At 65.0% G+C, this 17,133-nt stretch carries 13 protein-coding genes; 7 read left to right on the forward strand and 6 right to left on the reverse strand.

The genetic code is table 11. From position 1 onward, the window contains the following. Position 1 precedes the first annotated feature (1 nt). From pilM to IPL75_14380, 5 genes are all read right to left on the reverse strand, one after another. Positions 2–976, reverse strand: coding sequence for a pilus assembly protein PilM (gene pilM, locus IPL75_14360; GenBank protein MBK9241405.1), 975 nt, complete (start codon positions 974–976; stop codon positions 2–4). Continuing rightward, positions 973–2,628 carry a type II/IV secretion system protein gene (locus IPL75_14365; protein MBK9241406.1) on the reverse strand — a complete coding sequence of 552 codons (1,656 nt, stop codon included), beginning with the start codon at positions 2,626–2,628 and terminating at the stop codon, positions 973–975. The genes pilM and IPL75_14365 overlap by 4 nt, the downstream gene beginning before the upstream one ends. Positions 2,629–2,637: 9 nt before the next feature. After that, positions 2,638–3,855 carry a type II secretion system F family protein gene (locus IPL75_14370; GenBank protein ID MBK9241407.1) on the reverse strand — a complete coding sequence of 406 codons (1,218 nt, stop codon included), beginning with the start codon at positions 3,853–3,855 and terminating at the stop codon, positions 2,638–2,640. Between the two features lie 16 nt (positions 3,856–3,871). Continuing rightward, positions 3,872–4,405, reverse strand: a complete 534-nt coding sequence (locus tag IPL75_14375) for a lytic transglycosylase domain-containing protein (protein MBK9241408.1) — start codon at positions 4,403–4,405, stop codon at positions 3,872–3,874. A 186-nt stretch (positions 4,406–4,591) separates the two neighbouring features. Further along, complete coding sequence (locus tag IPL75_14380) at positions 4,592–5,428, reverse strand: hypothetical protein (GenBank protein ID MBK9241409.1); 837 nt, start codon at positions 5,426–5,428, stop codon at positions 4,592–4,594. Between the two features lie 132 nt (positions 5,429–5,560). Here IPL75_14380 and IPL75_14385 point away from each other — a divergent pair, with 132 nt between their 5' ends. The 4 genes from IPL75_14385 to IPL75_14400 all read left to right on the forward strand — a co-directional run bounded on the left by IPL75_14385 (position 5,561) and on the right by IPL75_14400 (position 11,020). After that, positions 5,561–5,854, forward strand: coding sequence for a BMC domain-containing protein (locus IPL75_14385; protein ID MBK9241410.1), 294 nt, complete (start codon positions 5,561–5,563; stop codon positions 5,852–5,854). A 23-nt stretch (positions 5,855–5,877) separates the two neighbouring features. After that, positions 5,878–7,596 (forward strand): aldehyde dehydrogenase family protein, encoded by a 1,719-nt coding sequence (locus tag IPL75_14390; protein MBK9241411.1) that lies wholly within the window; start codon positions 5,878–5,880, stop codon positions 7,594–7,596. Between the two features lie 65 nt (positions 7,597–7,661). Then, on the forward strand, positions 7,662–9,326 hold the full coding sequence (locus IPL75_14395) for a LysM peptidoglycan-binding domain-containing protein (GenBank protein MBK9241412.1): 1,665 nt from the start codon (positions 7,662–7,664) through the stop codon (positions 9,324–9,326). Between the two features lie 182 nt (positions 9,327–9,508). Further along, the gene (locus IPL75_14400) at positions 9,509–11,020 is read left to right on the forward strand and encodes a YifB family Mg chelatase-like AAA ATPase (protein ID MBK9241413.1); all 1,512 of its coding nucleotides are present in this window, start codon (positions 9,509–9,511) and stop codon (positions 11,018–11,020) included. 3 nt (positions 11,021–11,023) lie between these two features. Here IPL75_14400 and IPL75_14405 read toward each other — a convergent pair whose 3' ends face one another. After that, on the reverse strand, positions 11,024–11,500 hold the full coding sequence (locus IPL75_14405) for a DUF411 domain-containing protein (protein MBK9241414.1): 477 nt from the start codon (positions 11,498–11,500) through the stop codon (positions 11,024–11,026). Between the two features lie 122 nt (positions 11,501–11,622). Between IPL75_14405 and IPL75_14410 the strand changes: the two genes are divergently transcribed. The 3 genes from IPL75_14410 to guaB all read left to right on the forward strand — a co-directional run bounded on the left by IPL75_14410 (position 11,623) and on the right by guaB (position 17,129). Next, on the forward strand, positions 11,623–12,531 hold the full coding sequence (locus IPL75_14410) for a M23 family metallopeptidase (protein ID MBK9241415.1): 909 nt from the start codon (positions 11,623–11,625) through the stop codon (positions 12,529–12,531). A gap of 65 nt (positions 12,532–12,596) precedes the next feature. Continuing rightward, positions 12,597–15,521: a preprotein translocase subunit SecA gene (gene secA / locus IPL75_14415; protein MBK9241416.1), complete on the forward strand. Its 2,925-nt coding sequence runs from the start codon at positions 12,597–12,599 to the stop codon at positions 15,519–15,521. 123 nt (positions 15,522–15,644) lie between these two features. Then, complete coding sequence (gene guaB, locus IPL75_14420; protein ID MBK9241417.1) at positions 15,645–17,129, forward strand: IMP dehydrogenase; 1,485 nt, start codon at positions 15,645–15,647, stop codon at positions 17,127–17,129. The last annotated feature ends 4 nt before the right edge of the window (positions 17,130–17,133 follow it).

A 17,133-nucleotide genomic window follows, 5' to 3' on the forward strand; every position in this document is an offset into this window, starting at 1 on the left:
ATCAGGCTCCCACCCCTTCGCGCAGTAATACGCCCAGCGGCGCGGCGACCGCGTCCAGCACGGCCGCGCTGACGCCGATGCGATCGGCAAACGCCGCCGCGCCCCGTACATCAACCGGCTGCGCCTCCACGCCGAGGCGCTGGCTGATTTCGCGGCGAATCGCCTCGCCTCCCTCGCCCGCCCACGAGGCCCCGCAGAGCCAGACGCGCGCGAACTTCCCGCCCTCAAGGCGATCCTCGTGGTACATCGCCGTCTGGTGCACCAGCGCGCCGAGGGGTTCCTCGTCGATCGCGTGGCGGTGCCGATAAAACACCAGTTCGCCCTCGCGCACGATCGCCAGCACGGTCGATTCTTTCGCGACGCACACCAGCAACCAGTCTCCTGCCGGAGTGGCATTGCCGGCCAGCGCCGCGTTCAGGACACTCACGCTCGCCAGGTCCACCACACCGGGATGCGTTCCAAGCGCCAACACCACCTGCTCGTACTCGACCACGGCCGCGCGTCGCGCCGCAATCGCCGCCAGCGTCGTCGCACCGGTTTCCTGATGCGCGATCACGTGCGTCACTTGTGCGTCGTCGAGCGGAAATGGCGTGGCCTTCTTGATCTGCCATCGAACGAGTTGATCGACGTCGGCGGCCTTCGGGGGGAGTTCCTCAAAGGTCAGGAGCGACAGGCGTGCCGCCGAGTCGGGCACGACGAGCGCGGCGCGACGAGGCGGGCGGATCCCTGCTGCCTCGCAGGCCTGACGGATCGCCGCCGTGACCACCGCCGGGTCGTGAATGTTGGTGCCGGTGAGCGACGGCGTGACGACGCCGGGTGGCAGCGCTGCGGATGCGCAGGCGGACACAACAAGCCCACCCGGCCTGCGATCGATTTCCACCACGGTCACGCGGCCGGCGGCGATTTCAATTGCGGCCGTCGCCGGCTGGGCCGACAGGAACGACGAGCGTGGCGAGGACTGTGCGCGGGAAGTCATTCGACGAACGTCACCTTGTTGATCTCCCGCAACGTGCTCTCCCCTCTCATGATCAACCCGACGGCGCACTCTCGAAGGAACCGCATGCCCTCGTCGCGCGCCGCACGTTTGATCTCGGAGGTGGGCCGCCGCTCAAGAATCATGTCACGGATGCGATCGGTCAAATCCATGAGCTCGCAGATGGCCGTCCGGCCTTTGAACCCGGTGCCGCCGCATTCGATACAACCGGCGCCCTCGAAGAACTGCTGCGTGGTGGCCAGGCCCGGATCGAGCGCCGACTCGATGAGCATCTCGCGCGAGACCACGGCCGGCCGTTTGCAGTGCAGGCAGATGCGTCGCACCAGCCGCTGCGCCAGCACGCAGTTGAGCGCGGAGACGAACTGGTACGGCTCCACGCCCATGTTCAGGAACCGGCCCAGCACGTCGATGACGTTGTTCGCGTGCACGGTCGTGAACACGAGGTGGCCGGTGAGCGCCGACTGGATGGCAATCTGCGCGGTCTCGGGGTCGCGGATTTCACCCACCATGATCTTGTCAGGGTCGTGTCGAAGCACCGACCGCAAGCCGCGGGCAAACGTCAGTCCCTTTTTCTCGTTGATCGGAATCTGCGTGATGCCTCGCAGCTGGTATTCCACCGGGTCTTCGATGGTGATGATCTTGTCTTCAATCGTCTTGATCTCCGAGAGCGCGGCATACAGCGTGGTGGTTTTGCCGCTGCCCGTGGGGCCGGTCACCAGCACCATGCCGTACGGCTCGCGGATGTATTTCCGGAACCGCCGCATCTCATCCTCAGGCCAGCCCAGGATGTCGAGGCGCAGTTCGGTGAACTGCTCACTGAGCGATTCCTTGTCGAGGATACGGATGACGGCGTCCTCGCCGTGCACACTCGGCATGATCGAGACGCGGAAGTCGATCGTCTTGCCGCGCACACGGAGTTTGAAGCGGCCGTCCTGCGGCACGCGCTTTTCGGCGATGTCGAGTTCCGACATGACCTTGATGCGCGAAATCAGCGTGCTGTGGTGGCGCTTGTCGATCGGCTTCATCGCCTGCTGCAGCACACCGTCGATGCGGTATTTCACATGCACCGCGTCGTCCTGCGTTTCAATGTGGATGTCCGACGCGCGCCGCTGCAGCGCGGTGAACACCATGGTGTCCACGAGCCGGATGACCGGGCTGATGTCAGAGGTGAGTTTGTCGACGGTCAGGTTCTCGTCGCCGCCCGCTTCCTCGTCACGGAGGATCTGCATCTGGAAGCCCTCGGTGGCCTCCTCGAGGACTCGGGTGGAACTCTCGCTTTTCTTCAGGATGCCCTGAATGGCCGACGGCGCGCCCACCGTCACGCGGACCGGTGTTCCCAGCTGCAGGCCGATTTCATCAATCGCCTGCAGGTCACTCGGGTCAGACACCACGATGAGCAGGGTGTTTCCGTCGCGTCGATACGGCACAAAGCCGTACCGCAGCATCAGGTCCGCGGGAATGCTGCGGAACAGATCGTTGTTGATCTTGAACCGCGTGAGGTCCACAAACTCGAGCTCGTAGCGATCGGCCAGCTGGCGTGACCTGGCGGCCTCGGCGGCGTAGTCCACCGGCGAGTGGTCGCCGTCCAGCTCCAGGTCATCAGCGGCGTGCGGGGGCGGTGTCTCTGTGGACATAACAGGCGATCAGGTGAGGCTCGAGAGTTGGAACAGCGGCATATAGAGCGACAGCAGCAGCGCCGCGATCACAATGCCCATGATGACGAGCAGGAGGGGCTGCATGAGGTTGGAGAACCGGGTCAGGCTCGTGTCGTTCTCCTCGTCGTAGAAGTCCGCGATGCTGTTGAGCATCTCGGCGAGCGCGCCGGTGGACTCGCCCACCTCCACCATTTCGATCGCCACATCGGGGAACGTGCCTCGTCGCGAGAGCGAGTCGTGCAGGCTCATGCCCTCGCGCACTTCCTTGGCGACGATATCAAGATCCTGCGCCACGGCGCGATTGCCGACCGACTTCGAGGCGATGTCGAGGGCGTTGACCAGCGGGATACCGCCCGCCAGCAAGGTGGACACCGTTCGCGCGACCTGCGCGGTGGAGAACTTCCGGCTCAGCGGGCCGAACCATGGCAGCCGCAGCATCGCGCTGTCGAGCCGCCGGCGTTGCCCGGGCTGTCGAACCCATATCCAGCCCAGGACGACCACCAGCAGCACCGCCGGGACCCAGACGAACACGTTGTTCACGATGCCTTCAGAAAACGCCACGATCAGCCGCGTCGACGCCGGCAGCTCCGCGCCGGCGGAAAACCCCCGGTAGAAGGCGCCGAATTCCGGCACGACCTTGAACACGATCAATCCGACCACGACAGCCGAAATCACCAGGAGCACCATCGGGTAGATCAGCGCCGACACCATGCGCGACCGTACCGACGAAATGATCTTCATGTGCGCCACATAGCGCCGGAGCACCGTCTCGAGGCTGCCGCTTTTTTCGCCGGCCATCAGCGAGGCGTGGTAAATCCCCGCGAACATGCCGCCCTGCGCCTCAAAGGCATCAGACAACGCGCTGCCGGAACGGACGCGCTCGTACACGTCGGTCAGCACGGCCTTCAGCGTGGGGTTCGGCACGCGGCGCCGGAGAATGTCGAGCGACTGCACCAGCGGCAGGCCGGCGCGGAGCAACGTGGCCATCTCCTGGTTGAAGATCAGGAACTCCGAGCTTGAGATGTGTTTGCGCGACGGCAACTGCACCGAGAACTGCCCCACCCCCACGCCACCCACGCGCTGCAGCGACAGCAGAAACAGTCCTTTGCTTTCGAGTTCGTGCCGCAGCGCCAGTTCGCTGTCTGCGACATATGTGCCTTGCGTGACTTGACCGGCGGCGGACGCGACTTTGCAGCGAAATTGCATCGGCGTCCTTTGCGGCCTAGCGTCCCGTCAGCGTCAGGATGCGACGGACGTAGTTTTGCGTCTCGCGATACGGCGGGATTCCGCGGTAACGGGTCACCGCGCCTTCGCCGGCGTTGTACGCGGCCAGCGCCAGCGACTCACGGCCCTTGCCGTAGCGGTCAAGGAGGCCGCGGAGGTGACGCAGTCCCGCATTCAGGTTCTGGGCCGGGTCAAACGGATCCTCGAGCGCGTACTGCCGGGCCGTCGCCGGCATCAATTGCATCAGCCCCATGGCGCCCTTGGGTGACACGGCGCGCGACTCGTAGTTGGACTCCACCTGCACCACCGCGCGGGCCAGGTCCGCGCGCACGCCGTGATGCGCGGCCAGCCGGTCTACCAGCGCCATCAACTCGGTGCGTGATGCCGTTGCGCTTTCGGCGGCGGCCGCGGTTTCGGCGTCCACGGACAGGATCGGCACGGCAATGCCGTCACCGGCTCGTTCTTCTGCAGGCGGCACATAGGGAACTTCGTCCGGCGTCACCGACACCACGAAGTCTTTCGGCACCCACATCTCGCCGCCCGTGCGCAGCGTCACCACGGCGCTGTCGCCGTTAAAGGTGACCGAGGCGACATTCAGCACCCGTCCGCCGCGGAAGGTGACCAGGTCCGCGGATGCCACAGACGGCACCAGGACCATGGCCAACCCGACTATCGCGCCAAGACGGGTGTGCTTCACAGATAGTCTCCGGCGACCGGGTTAGGAGGGCTCAACAAACAGGCGGTAGATGCGAATCCCCAATTCACGCGTGTCCTTGAAGCCGCCCGGCAGCTGGGCCGGGATGAAGGACCGGTCCACACCGATCCGCAACTCGGACATGTCGCCCGTGCCCATCTGGTCTGCACGCAGTTGAATACGACGCAGGACGGGGTTGACGTTGTCAGCAGGAAATGTGGCGACACTTTGGCTGCCTAGATAGACGTTGACAATCTGCGGTTGGTCGAACAGATCGGGCCGTCCGTCAAATTCGAGGTACAACGTCGAGTCTTTCTTGGGGTTCTGGAAGGACGCCACGTAGTCCCGATTGGTCCAGAACCACTCGCGCGCGGGGTTCTCAGGTGCCCACTCGGCCGGGTGCGCGCCGGACCGCAGCACGATGAACACATTCTCGGACTGCGGCAGCACACGGAGGGACGCCACCTTGTAGGACCGCGAGTCGGGCTCGGGCCCCTGCAGAGGCGCGCGGATGTCCGTCGCATCCAGGCGGTACAGCCCGACCCGGATCGTCGCCTCGCCCAAATACGGAACCACCGGCATGAAACTCGTCCGCGTGTACTCGACGGGTTGCCCCGGTCGCCACGTCGAGGTCTTGGTCGGCAGATCGTGATCGTCGCTCCACCGATTGACGCCATCCGCGTCAAGCATGTGCATGAACACCCGGTAGTCGCCGTCGAACGCGGCGCCAGGCAGCACTTCGAATCGGTACGTGAAGTCGATGGGACTGCCGAGCGCGGCGGCGGTCTTATTCAACGTGAGCGACACGGACGCCATCGGCGGCGCATCGTCCTTGGCTCCGCAGCCGGCAAAACTCATCATTACCAAGGCCGCGACCACAGGCGCGGCCGCTCTCAAGCGCGGCGAGTGATTGACCACCTTGGCATGGTACCGTATTGCCCCTATGCTGTTCAATATGTTAGCCTTGCGGCGAAATTGCCCCTTGACCCTCTCATGAAATCAGACGCCCTCGGCATGATTGAAACGCGCGGCTTGATCGGTGCGATCGAGGCGGCAGACGCCATGGTCAAGACGGCCAACGTGACCCTGGTCGGCAAGGAATACATCGGCGCCGGGTACGTCACCGTCTTCGCCCGGGGGGATGTGGGGGCCATCAAGGCCGCCGTTGATGCCGGGGCCGCTGCGGCACGCCGTGTCGGGGAACTGATTTCCGTCCACGTGATCGCGCGCCCGCACGCCGACGTGGAGCGCGTGTTGCCCGGCGCGCCAGCGCCTGCCAAGGGCTGACACCGTTCGCTGGGGCCAGATAAATGGCACAGCCACCCGCTGACACCGCCGCCCCGCCCTCACCCGCCGTGAGTGACTCGCGACGGATGGCCGTTCGCGCGAAGGCCGCCGCCGCGCGCCTGGCCGAATGCTCCCAAACCCAGATCGACACCATCGTCGGGGCCGTGGCGGCAGCCGCCCGCACGCGTGTGGAGTCATTTGCGCAACTCGCCGTGGAAGAAACCGGCTTCGGCGTCGTGGCCGACAAGATCCAGAAGAACCGATTTGCGGCCGAGCGGGTGTACGAGTTCATCAAGCCGATGCGTACCGTCGGCGTTATCCGGCGAGACGATGAGCGGAAGGTGGTGGAGATAGCGGAACCGTTCGGCGTGGTGGCCGCCATCGTGCCGTCCACCAATCCGACGTCCACGGCCATCTACAAGATTCTGATCTCACTCAAGGCCCGCTGCCCCATCGTCATCAGCCCGCACCCGTCGGCGGCGCGTTGCATCACTCAGGTGGCCGAGACCCTGGCCGAGGCGGCATACGCGGCCGGGGCTCCGGATGGATCGGTGAACTGGCTGACGCAGGTGTCGCTCGAGGGGACGCAGGAATTGATGCGCCACCGTGACGTGGCGGTGATTCTGGCCACCGGTGGGATGGGGCTGGTGCGAGCGGCGTACAGCGCGGGCAAACCCGCCTATGGCGTGGGCCCGGGCAATGCGCCGTGTTTCATTGAACGTTCGGCTGACCTCGCCAAGGCCGCGAGCGACATCCTGACCGGCAAGAGTTTCGACAATGGCGTGCTGTGCTCGTCGCCAAACTCTGTGGTCGTCGAGAGCGCCGTGGCCGCTGAGACGCGCCGGCAGTTTCAGGCGCAGGGCGGCTATTTTCTCTCGCCCGCCGAGGTGGACATCGTCAGCAAGGCCCTGGTGACGCCGCAGCGACTCCCCAACCCGAAGTTTGTCGGCAAGTCGGCGACGTATCTCGCGAAGGCGATGGGCATCACCGTGCCCGCGGGGACGCGGGCTCTGATTGCCGAACTGGCCGGCGTCGGGCGCGAGTTCCCGTTGTCGATCGAGAAGCTTTGCCCGGTGCTGTCGTACTACGTCGTGGCGGACTGGCAGCAGGGCTGCGAACGGTGCAAACAGATCCTGCGGTATGGCGGGATGGGCCACACGATGTCCATCCACTCGAAGAACGAGCCAGTCATCCTCGAGTTTGGCCTCAAGAAGCCGGCGTTCAGAATCGTTGTGAATACGCCCACCACCCACGGGTCGATCGGCCTCACCACCGGCCTTGACCCGGCGATGACGCTCGGTTGTGGCGGCTACGGTGGCAACATCACGTCGGACAACATCACGCCCATGCACTTGTTGAATATCAAGCGGCTGGCGTACGAGATCCGCCCCGCCTCGACGGGCCGGGCCACTCCCGCGGCACCTGCCGGCGCGAGTCCGGCTCAGGCCCCCCTGCCTCAGGTGGCGGCTGCGACCGTCGAAAAGGGGCTGTCAGCCGCCTCGGTCACGTCGCACGTCGAGGCGTTTCTCGATGGCCGATCTGGCGCTGGGCACGGTTCGCCGGCCGCCACCTCCCAGTCAATCGCGGAATTTGTCTGCGAAAGCGACGTTCAGCAGGCCATTGACCTGGGGAAGACCATCCTTGTCGGGGAGCGGACGATTGTCACTCCCTTGGCCCGCGATTTGGGCGAAGCCCACAAAGTGTTGGTCAGCAGCGCGTGGCCGGCGACGGCTCGCCGATAGGAACTCCAATAGCTGCAGGTACTTAGGGTTGACTCCCGGCCGGTGCGAGGTTACCATCGACGCACATGACTTTGGCCCGGCTCCTCACCCGGCTTGTTGCGTTGTCTGGCACATGCCTTGTGGTGGCCTGCGGAGCCCGCGCGACCCCGGCGCTGCCAGTCGTCCCATTGCCAGTGGCGCCGCCCGCCCAGGTGGCGGTTCCGGCGGTGACGCCGCCGGCCGCTCCCCTGGTTGACCCCATCAGTGCCCTGGTCGAGACGTCCGAGAAGCTGTTTGCGCGAGGGCAGGCGGAATTGTCCCTCGGACATCTGACCGCCGCGCGTGGCCTGTTTGACCGGTCGGTGGACATGTTGCTCGACGCCCCACAGGGCGCCCGGGTTGAGCCGCGCCTTCGGGTGCAGCTTGAACGCCTGGTCAGCCGCATCAGTGCATTGGAGATCCTGGCCCTGCGCGAGGGTGACGGGTTCACGCAGGCTCGAACGGAGCCGGCGGTGATCGACCAACTGCTTGAGGCCGCAACACTCGCCCTGCCAGAACCGACGCGCGAAACCCAGGCGGCAGTGGCCGCAGACCTGGCGTCCACCGAACACGACCTTCCTATCGACAACAACGACCGGGTGCAGTCGTTCGTCGAGTTGTTTCAGGGCAACCTCCGCGACTTCATGCAGGAGAGCCTGGCGCGCAGTTCGAAGTATCTGCCGATGGTGCAGGAGATCTTCCGCTCCGAAGGCATCCCGCTCGACCTGGCCTATCTGGCTATTGTCGAAAGCGGCTACAAGACCAACGCCCTGTCCCGGGCTTCGGCGCGAGGCGTGTGGCAGTTCATGCCGGCCACCGGCGCTGAGTACGGACTTGACCAGACGTGGTTCCTCGACGAGCGGTCGGACCCTGAGAAGGCCACGCGCGCTGCGGCGCAGTACCTGAAGTCGCTCAACCGGATGTTCGACGGTGACTGGAATCTGGCGATGGCCAGCTACAACGCGGGCCCGGGCCGTCTGCAGCGCGCCGTGAACAAGAGCAAGATCAACGACTACTGGAAACTCACCGAGACGTCGAAGTTCCTGCCGAAGGAAACCCGCAACTACGTGCCGATGATCATGGCGGCCGTGCTCATTGCCAAGAACCCGCAGGCGTACGGGTTCGACGCCGTGCCCGTGTCTCCGCTTGTGTTCGACCGAGTGACCGTGCCGGACGCGCTCGACCTTCGGACTGTGGCCGAGTGGACAGGGGCCACGATCGAAGATATCCGCGCGCTGAATCCGGAATTGCGGCGCACGACCACACCGATTGGCTCGCACGATCTGAAAGTGCCGCTGGGTATGGCGCCCGTCGTCGAAGCGAAGCTGGCTACGGCAGACCCGTCGCTGTTCGCGCGGTTCTCCTACTACCATGCGAAGGCAGGCGAGAATCTGGCGGCCATCGCGCGGCGATTCAAGATCACTCGAACGGATCTGGCCGCCGCCAACCGCCTGCGCACGACCTCGAAGCTCAAGGCTGGCCAGAAATTGCTGATCCCTCTGGTGGTGACGTCGGCGCTTGCCTCGCGCCCAGCCGTGGCAACAGCAACGGCGGACGTGGCCTCGGCCGTGACCTATCGCGTGAAGCCCGGCGATACGTTGTTCGGCATTGCGCGGCAGTTCGACACCACGGTGGACGACATCCGCAAGTGGAACTCGCTGACGTCAACCAAACTGGCCGTCGGCGACCGGCTTACGATTCATCGCAACTGAGACAGCGTTCGGAGTCCTGGGGTCCCGGAGTCTTGGGGTCGCCCCGACCGCGTCCCTTAAGAACTTCCAGCACGCCGACTGGAGGAGATCGCAGAATCTGCGATCTCGGGCGCCCCGTCCTTCCGAAACACTGAAGAACTAACGGCGTAAATGCTGGCCCCGATGTTGCGCTCAGAGCCCGCATGTTGGCTCGACTCCATGCGGCGGCGGTGTTCGGGGTGGAAGCACTCCCGGTCTCGGTTGAAGTAGACGTGTCGGGTGGAGGGTTGCCTGGCATCACCATGGTGGGCCTGCCCGACACCACGGTCAGGGAAAGCCGGGACCGCGTGCGCTCGGCGATTCGCAATTCGGGCTTCCCGTTTCCCGTGGGGCGGGTCACGGTGAGTCTCGCGCCAGCCGACGTGCGCAAGATCGGCGCGGCGTTTGACCTGCCCATCGCGCTCGGCATCCTCGCCGCCTCCGGCATCCTGCCCCAGCGCGATGGCCGCGAGATGACCATCGTGGGCGGCTTGTCGCTCGACGGAGGCATTCCTCCCATGCAGGGGGTGCTGCCCATCGCCGTGGCCGCACGCAAGGCGCGAAGGCCCGCGTTGATCTTCCCCGCTGCGAATCTCGCCGAAGCGGGCATCGTCGCCGATCTGCCGCTCTATCCCGTGGCCTGCCTCAACGAGGCCGTCCGTGTGCTCTCACTATCCGACCCTCCATCGGCGACGCCTCCAGTGCCGATGGCGCCCATCGGTGCACAGGGCGCCGAAGACCTGGCTGATGTCTGCGGCCAACTGCGAGGCCGACGGGCGTTGGAAATCGCGGCGGCCGGCTCGCACCACCTCCTCTTCTCCGGCTCACCAGGGGCGGGCAAGACGATGCTGGCGCGGAGATTGGCGGGGTTGCTCCCGCCACTGGAGTTCGACGAAGCGCTGCTGGTGACGTCGATCCACTCCATCGCGGGGCTTCTGCCGCCCGGTTCGGGCCTCGTGGTGACGCGGCCCTTCCGCGCGCCGCATCACACGTGCTCGGACATGGCCCTGGTGGGCGGTGGCGCGTCACCGAGGCCCGGCGAGGTCAGTCTCGCGCACGCCGGTGTGTTGTTCCTCGACGAGTTGCCGGAGTTCAGCCGGCGCGTGCTCGAGACGCTGCGGCAACCCCTGGAGGCCGGCGTGGTGCATGTGGCGCGCGTCGCGCGCAGTGTGACTTTTCCCGCGCGGGTCATGCTGGTCGGTGCGATGAACCCCTGCCCCTGCGGATTCCACGGCGACGCCCGACGTCGCTGTCACTGCCCGCCCCCGCTTGTGGACCGGTATCAGCGGCGCCTGTCGGGGCCACTCCGCGACCGCTTCGACCTGGGTGTGGAGGTGCAGGGGGTGCCGTGGGGCGACATCACTGGCGACCCCGTGCGGGAAACCAGTGCCGTGGTACGCGCGCGGGTTCACGCGGCGCGTCGCCGGCAACTCGATCGGCAGGGCCGCCTCAACTCGGAACTCGACGGCCGCGCCCTTCGCACGCACGCGCCGCTCGATCGCCCGAGTCATGCACTCATGGCGACGGCGGTCACGCGGCTTGGGCTCAGTGTCCGGGGCGTCACACGTGTACTGCGCGTGGCTCGCACCATCGCCGACCTGGGTGGCGACGTTGAACTGCGCGCCGATCACGTGGCCGAGGCCCTGCAGTTCCGAGTCCCGGAACGAAGTGGCTGAAACCTAAGCCGGTTTGGTGTGTTTCGTGTAGACCGTCGTCTGACCCGTGGCGTTGAAGGTCAGCACGGTGAACGGCTGGAAGGGCTTCAAATCCATGCCTGGCGCACTGGAGGGCATGCCGGGAATGGTGAGACCGATGATGCCCTTGGGCTTTTCCTTGAGCAGCCGCGCAACGTCTGAGGCCGGCACGTGCCCTTCGATGACGTAGCCGCCAATCAGCGTGGTGTGGCAGCTTTGCAGGCTGGCGGGAATCTGGTGCTTCACCTTGATGGGGCCCATGTCAGCCTTGATGACCGTGGCGCGATAGCCGTTGGCGGTGGCGTGGTTCACCCACTCCTGGCAGCACCCGCAGCTGGGGTCTTTGTAGACAATCATCGTGGGCGCCGGTTGGCCAGTGGCCCTCCGCGGCAGGCCCAGAACGGCAGTGGCAGCCCCGACAAGGGTAAGAAGGACGTGGCGACGGTCAACGTGGGTTCCCATGACTGACTAATTCTGCACCATTTTTCCCAAATTTGTATGTTTAACTGATGTGACTCGGTGACGCTAACCCCTTGCCTGATTTGGTCTTTCGGGTGAGCCTGTGCTACATTTCGACACTGGGCATGCGTTCACCGAAATACACCGTCCTCATCGCCAATAGACAGACCGGAGCCGTCCGGCGGATGACGGTTGCCCGTCGCCCTGTGGCATTGGCGGTGATCGGTGTGTTGTGTGTGCCGGTGCTGATGGGCCTCGGTGCTCGTTGGTCGGGACAAGCGGAGATCACCCGCCTGGCGCAGCAGACTGACGCGTTGCGGATCGAGAACGACAGCTACCGCGCCGCGACCGGAGAACTGGCCGCGCAAATCTCGACACTGCAAACCGCCATCACCGAACTTGGTGAAGACGCGCGGTTGGATCCCGCTGCCAAGCGTGCGATCGACAACTTGCCTGCGCTGGTGAAGAATCGCGCAATGGGCGTGGGTGGTGGCGGCGCGGCCGCCACAACGCCGCCGGTGACTGCGTCGCTCGGCTCTCCAAACGACACGTTCGGTATTCTGCAAAGCCTGCTCGGCTCGCTCGAAGCGCGCCTTGAGACCGTGCGCACGGGCGTCGAAAAGCAGCAGGCGCTTGCTGCAGCCACACCGTCCATCTGGCCGGTCGTCGGTTACCTGTCTTCGATGTTCGGCAGCCGCAAAGACCCGTTCACGGGTGGCCCCGACTTCCATCCCGGCCTTGATATCGCGGCACAGAGCGGCACGCCGATTCGCTCCACCGCAGACGGCACCGTGGAATCGTCCGGCTACTCCGGTAACTACGGCAATGCCGTGGTGGTGCGCCATGGCTTCGGCATTTCGACCCGCTACGGTCACATGTCGCGGATTACCGCGCGCACCAGCCAGCAGGTCAAGCGCGGCGACATCATTGGCTACGTGGGCTCCACCGGACGCGCCACCAGCGCGCACCTGCACTACGAGATTCTGCTCAACGGGCAGACGATCAATCCGCTGCGCCTGCTCGCCCGGCCGTAGCCGGTCCGCTCCCACCAGATTTTCCGTGTAGAATCGTTGGAATCCCCTCCGTGCGGGATGCCAGCATGATCAACACTCTCCTCGGTAAAATCATCGGGACCCAGAACGAGCGCGAACTGAAGCGCTTGCGGCCGCTTGTCGCCACGATCAACACCCTCGAGGCGCCCCTCACCTCCCTGTCAGACTCGGAGCTCCGGGCCAAAACCGAAACCTTCAAGGCCAGGCTGGCCCAGGGCGAGTCGCTCGACGACCTGCTGCCCGAGGCCTTTGCAGTGGTACGCGAGGGCGGGCGGCGCGTGCTCAACATGCGGCACTTCGACGTGCAGCTCATCGGCGGTATGGTGCTGCACGGCGGCCGAATCGCTGAAATGAAAACCGGCGAAGGCAAGACACTGGTCGCCACACTCCCCGCCTACCTCAACGCCCTCGCCGGCAAGGGCGTCCATGTCGTCACCGTGAACGACTACCTGGCCCGCCGCGACTCGGAGTGGATGGGCCGGCTCTATCGCTTCCTGGGCCTTTCCGTGGGCGTCATTCAGCACGACCTGAACGACGCCGATCGCCAGGCGGCGTACCGGTGCGACATCACGTACGGCACCAACAACGAATACGGCTTCGACTACCTGCGCGACAACATGAAATACGACCTCGGGCACTACGTGCAGCGGGGCCACTTCTTCGCCATCGTTGACGAAGTCGACAGCATCCTGATCGACGAAGCGCGGACGCCGCTGATCATCTCGGGTCCCGCTGAACAGTCCACCGACCTCTACTACGAGGTGGACAAGATCATCCCGAAACTCAAGGCCGGCGCGGTCACGCAGGGCAACGTCAAAGCGGAAGATCGCGAAGCCCTGGAAACGACGGGCGACTTCCTCGTCGACGAGAAGCACAAGACTGTGCAGTTGACAGAGAGCGGCATGGCGAAGGCCGAACAGATGCTGGCCCACCGCATCGTCGCGGGCTCAAGCGGGATGTACGACCCGGCCAACATGCCACTGCTCCACCACATCCACCAGGCGCTGCGGGCGCACGCGCTGTTCAAGGTGGACGTGGACTACATGATCAAGGACGGCCAGATCCTGATCGTCGACGAGTTCACGGGCCGCCTCATGCCGGGCCGCCGGTGGAGCGACGGCTTGCACCAGGCCGTTGAGGCGAAGGAAAAGGTCAAGATCGAGCGCGAGAACCAGACGCTCGCCACCATCACCTTCCAGAACTACTTCCGCAAATACGAGAAACTTTCGGGAATGACCGGCACGGCCGAAACCGAGGCCGAGGAATTCAACAAGATCTACAAGCTCGATGTGATCGTGGCGCCCACCAACCGCGGGCTGCAGCGCATCGAGGAGCCCGACACCGTCTATCGCACCGACGCCGAAAAGGCCGAGGCCATCGTCAACGACATTGCCGAGAAGCAGAAGACGGGACGGCCCACCCTGGTCGGCACGGTGTCGATTGAGAAGTCCGAGAAGTTCTCGAACATGCTCAAGCGGCGCGGCGTCAAGCACGTCGTGCTCAACGCCAAATACCACGCGCAGGAAGCCGAGATCGTGGCGCAGGCGGGACGTCAGGGCACCGTGACCATCGCCACCAACATGGCCGGCCGCGGCACCGACATTCTGCTGGGCGGTAACCCCGAATTCAAAGCCCGACAGCAGACGCTGATCGAACAGGTGGCCGAGCGCCTGCCCAAGGGCCAGGAGAAGTACGTCGACGACGAAGAGTTCGTCTACTTCTTCCACATCGACAGCTTCTACCGGGTGCCACGGCCCGACTACGAGCGCATCTACGCCGTGCTCAAGGCCGACGCCGACGCGGATCATGAAGCGGTGGTCAAGGCCGGTGGCCTTCACATCATCGGTACCGAACGCCACGAGGCGCGCCGTATCGACAATCAGTTGCGTGGCCGCGCCGGCCGCCAGGGCGACCCGGGCTCGTCGCGTTTCTATCTCTCGCTCGAAGACGACCTCATGCGCATCTTTATGGGCTCGGGCCGCATCTCGGGTCTGATGGAGCGTCTGGGAATGGAAGAAGGCGTGCCCATTGAGGCGCGCATGGTCACCAAAGCCATCGAGCGCGCGCAAAAACAGGTGGAAGCCCAGAACTTCTCCACCCGCAAACACCTGCTTGAGTATGACGACGTCATGAACAAGCAGCGCGAGAGTGTGTATTCGCTTCGCCGGCAGCTGCTTGACGGGCAGGTGCGCATCTCCGAAGAAGAGGAAGTGGACACGCGCGGCTACCTGATGAGCCTGGCCGAAGACGTGCTGGGGAATCTGGTCGATACCCACGCGCCCAAGGACGTGGACCCGGAGACGTGGGACCTCGTGGCGCTGCGCCTGGCGGCCGCCGATATGTTTGGGTTGGACGCGGCCAGGCTTGGCGCGCTCGAACTCGACACGATGACGTCTGACGGCATCATCGATGCGATCCTCGAACTCGCCGTGTCGCAGTATGCCGAGAAGGAAAAGGTCCTCGAGGCCGACCCCTCAATTCTGCGGCGCGTGGAGCGCGACATCATGCTCCAGATCGTCGACGCCCAGTGGAAAGACCATCTCTACAGCCTCGACCACCTGAAGGAAGGCATCGGCCTGCGCGGCTACGGCCAGCGCGACCCGCTCGTCGAGTACAAAAAAGAGAGCTTCACGCTCTTCCAATCCATGAAGGATCGGATCGACGAAGAAATCGTCCGGTACTTGTGGCGCCTCCGGCCCGTGCTCTCCGAGAGCGGCGAAGCGGCTCCCCCGGTGGTGGCTCCCCCGCCACGCAAAGCGCCACCCATGACGTTCAGCGGCGGCAGTTCGACAACCGCTCCTGCGGCGTCGTCGTTACCGCGCGGCGCGTCACTGGGAGCGCCGACACCGGCACGCACCGGCGGCGATGACGCCGATCTCAAGACGGTGCGGCGCGATGAGCCGAAGATTGGCCGCAACGATCCCTGTCATTGCGGCAGCGGCAAGAAATTCAAGAAGTGCCATGGGGCCTAGGCGGCCCCGTGGTGCTCAGTGCTGACGTGCTGAGTGCTGACGTGCCCGGGTGCTGGCGTGCGAAGGTCATGAATGAATGATGGAGATTCGATGAGCGAGAAGTTGGGGGCGGCAGCGCAGGTTATGGCGGGACTCACCGAGGCCCTGACGTTTGACGACATCCTGCTGGTGCCGCGGCACTCGCAGGTGCTGCCGAGCAAGGTGGACGTCGCGTCGCGCCTGACCCGGCGAATCAAGCTGAACGTTCCCATCCTCTCGGCGGCCATGGACACCGTCACCGAGAGCCGCCTGGCCATTGCGATGGCGCAACACGGCGGCATCGGCATCATTCACAAGAACCTCAGCCCCGAGGAACAGGCGTCGGAAGTGGACCGCGTCAAGCGGTCCGAGAGCGGCATGATCGTGAATCCGATCACCCTCTCCCCCAACCATCAGATTTTCGAGGCGCTCGAACTGATGAAGCGCTACCGCATCAGCGGTGTGCCGATTACCGACGATGGGAGCAAGGAGGGGCGGCTGGTTGGCATCCTGACCAACCGCGACCTGCGATTCGCCACGAGTATGGACCGCCCCATCTCGGCGATCATGACCACCGAGAACCTCATCACGGTGCCGGTGGGCACGCACCTCGATACCGCGCGTGAGATGTTCCATCACCACAAGGTGGAGAAGCTCCTGGTGGTGGACGCTGACTACCGGCTCAAGGGGTTGATCACCGTCAAGGACATCCAGAAGCTCATCAAATATCCGAACGCGTGCAAAGACGACCTCGGCCGCCTGCGCGTGGGAGCCGCCATCGGTGTTGGCAAGGACACGCCGGAGCGCGCCGCTGCCCTGGTGGCCGCGCACGTGGACGTGCTCGTCATCGATACGGCGCACGGCCACTCGCAGGGTGTGCTCGACATGGTGGAGAAGCTTCGCGGCGAGTACCCGAATGTGGATCTGGTGGCCGGTAATGTGGCAACCGCCGGCGCCACAACCGCGCTCATCGACCGCGGGGTTGACGCCGTGAAGGTCGGCATCGGCGCGGGCTCCATTTGCACCACACGTGTCGTGGCCGGCATCGGTGTGCCGATGATCAGCGCCGTGGCCGCGTGTGCGCGCGCGGCCGGCGATCGCGATGTGCCGATCATCGCCGACGGCGGTATCCGTTACTCGGGCGACCTGACCAAGGCCTTCGCCGTAGGCGCGAGCGCCGTCATGATTGGCAGCCTCTTTGCCGGCACCGACGAAAGCCCGGGCGAGGTCATTCTCTATCAGGGCCGGAGCTTCAAGGAGTACCGCGGGATGGGCTCGCTTGGCGCGATGCGCCGCGGCAGCCGCGACCGGTACTTCCAGGACGAGTTCGACCTTGACGGCGCTGAAGGGGTGGAAAAACTGGTCCCCGAGGGGATTGAAGGCCGCGTGGCCCACAAGGGCAGCGTCTCGGCGATGATTCACCAGCTCATCGGTGGCCTGCGCGCCGGCATGGGTTACACCGGGTGCCCCGACATTCCGACCCTTCAGCGCGACGCCGAACTCATTCGCGTGACGGCCGCCGGGATGCGCGAGGGTCACGTCCACGACGTGATCATCACCAAGGAAGCGCCGAACTACCGCGTCGAGTAAGGCG

Source organism: Acidobacteriota bacterium, assembly GCA_016716905.1.
In the GTDB taxonomy this organism is placed as follows: Bacteria; Acidobacteriota; Vicinamibacteria; order Vicinamibacterales; family SCN-69-37; genus SYFT01.

Coding starts and splice junctions, on each gene's coding strand:
- IPL75_14395 (MBK9241412.1), top strand. CDS start 7,662: ATGACTTTGGCCCGGCTCCTCACCCGGCTTGTTGCGTTGTCTGGCACA.
- IPL75_14380 (MBK9241409.1), bottom strand. CDS start 5,428: ATGATGAGTTTTGCCGGCTGCGGAGCCAAGGACGATGCGCCGCCGATG.
- IPL75_14375 (MBK9241408.1), bottom strand. CDS start 4,405: ATGTGGGTGCCGAAAGACTTCGTGGTGTCGGTGACGCCGGACGAAGTT.
- IPL75_14410 (MBK9241415.1), top strand. CDS start 11,623: ATGCGTTCACCGAAATACACCGTCCTCATCGCCAATAGACAGACCGGA.
- IPL75_14370 (MBK9241407.1), bottom strand. CDS start 3,855: ATGCAATTTCGCTGCAAAGTCGCGTCCGCCGCCGGTCAAGTCACGCAA.
- IPL75_14390 (MBK9241411.1), top strand. CDS start 5,878: ATGGCACAGCCACCCGCTGACACCGCCGCCCCGCCCTCACCCGCCGTG.
- IPL75_14400 (MBK9241413.1), top strand. CDS start 9,509: ATGTTGGCTCGACTCCATGCGGCGGCGGTGTTCGGGGTGGAAGCACTC.
- secA (MBK9241416.1), top strand. CDS start 12,597: ATGATCAACACTCTCCTCGGTAAAATCATCGGGACCCAGAACGAGCGC.
- IPL75_14385 (MBK9241410.1), top strand. CDS start 5,561: ATGAAATCAGACGCCCTCGGCATGATTGAAACGCGCGGCTTGATCGGT.
- pilM (MBK9241405.1), bottom strand. CDS start 976: ATGACTTCCCGCGCACAGTCCTCGCCACGCTCGTCGTTCCTGTCGGCC.
- IPL75_14405 (MBK9241414.1), bottom strand. CDS start 11,500: ATGGGAACCCACGTTGACCGTCGCCACGTCCTTCTTACCCTTGTCGGG.
- guaB (MBK9241417.1), top strand. CDS start 15,645: ATGGCGGGACTCACCGAGGCCCTGACGTTTGACGACATCCTGCTGGTG.
- IPL75_14365 (MBK9241406.1), bottom strand. CDS start 2,628: ATGTCCACAGAGACACCGCCCCCGCACGCCGCTGATGACCTGGAGCTG.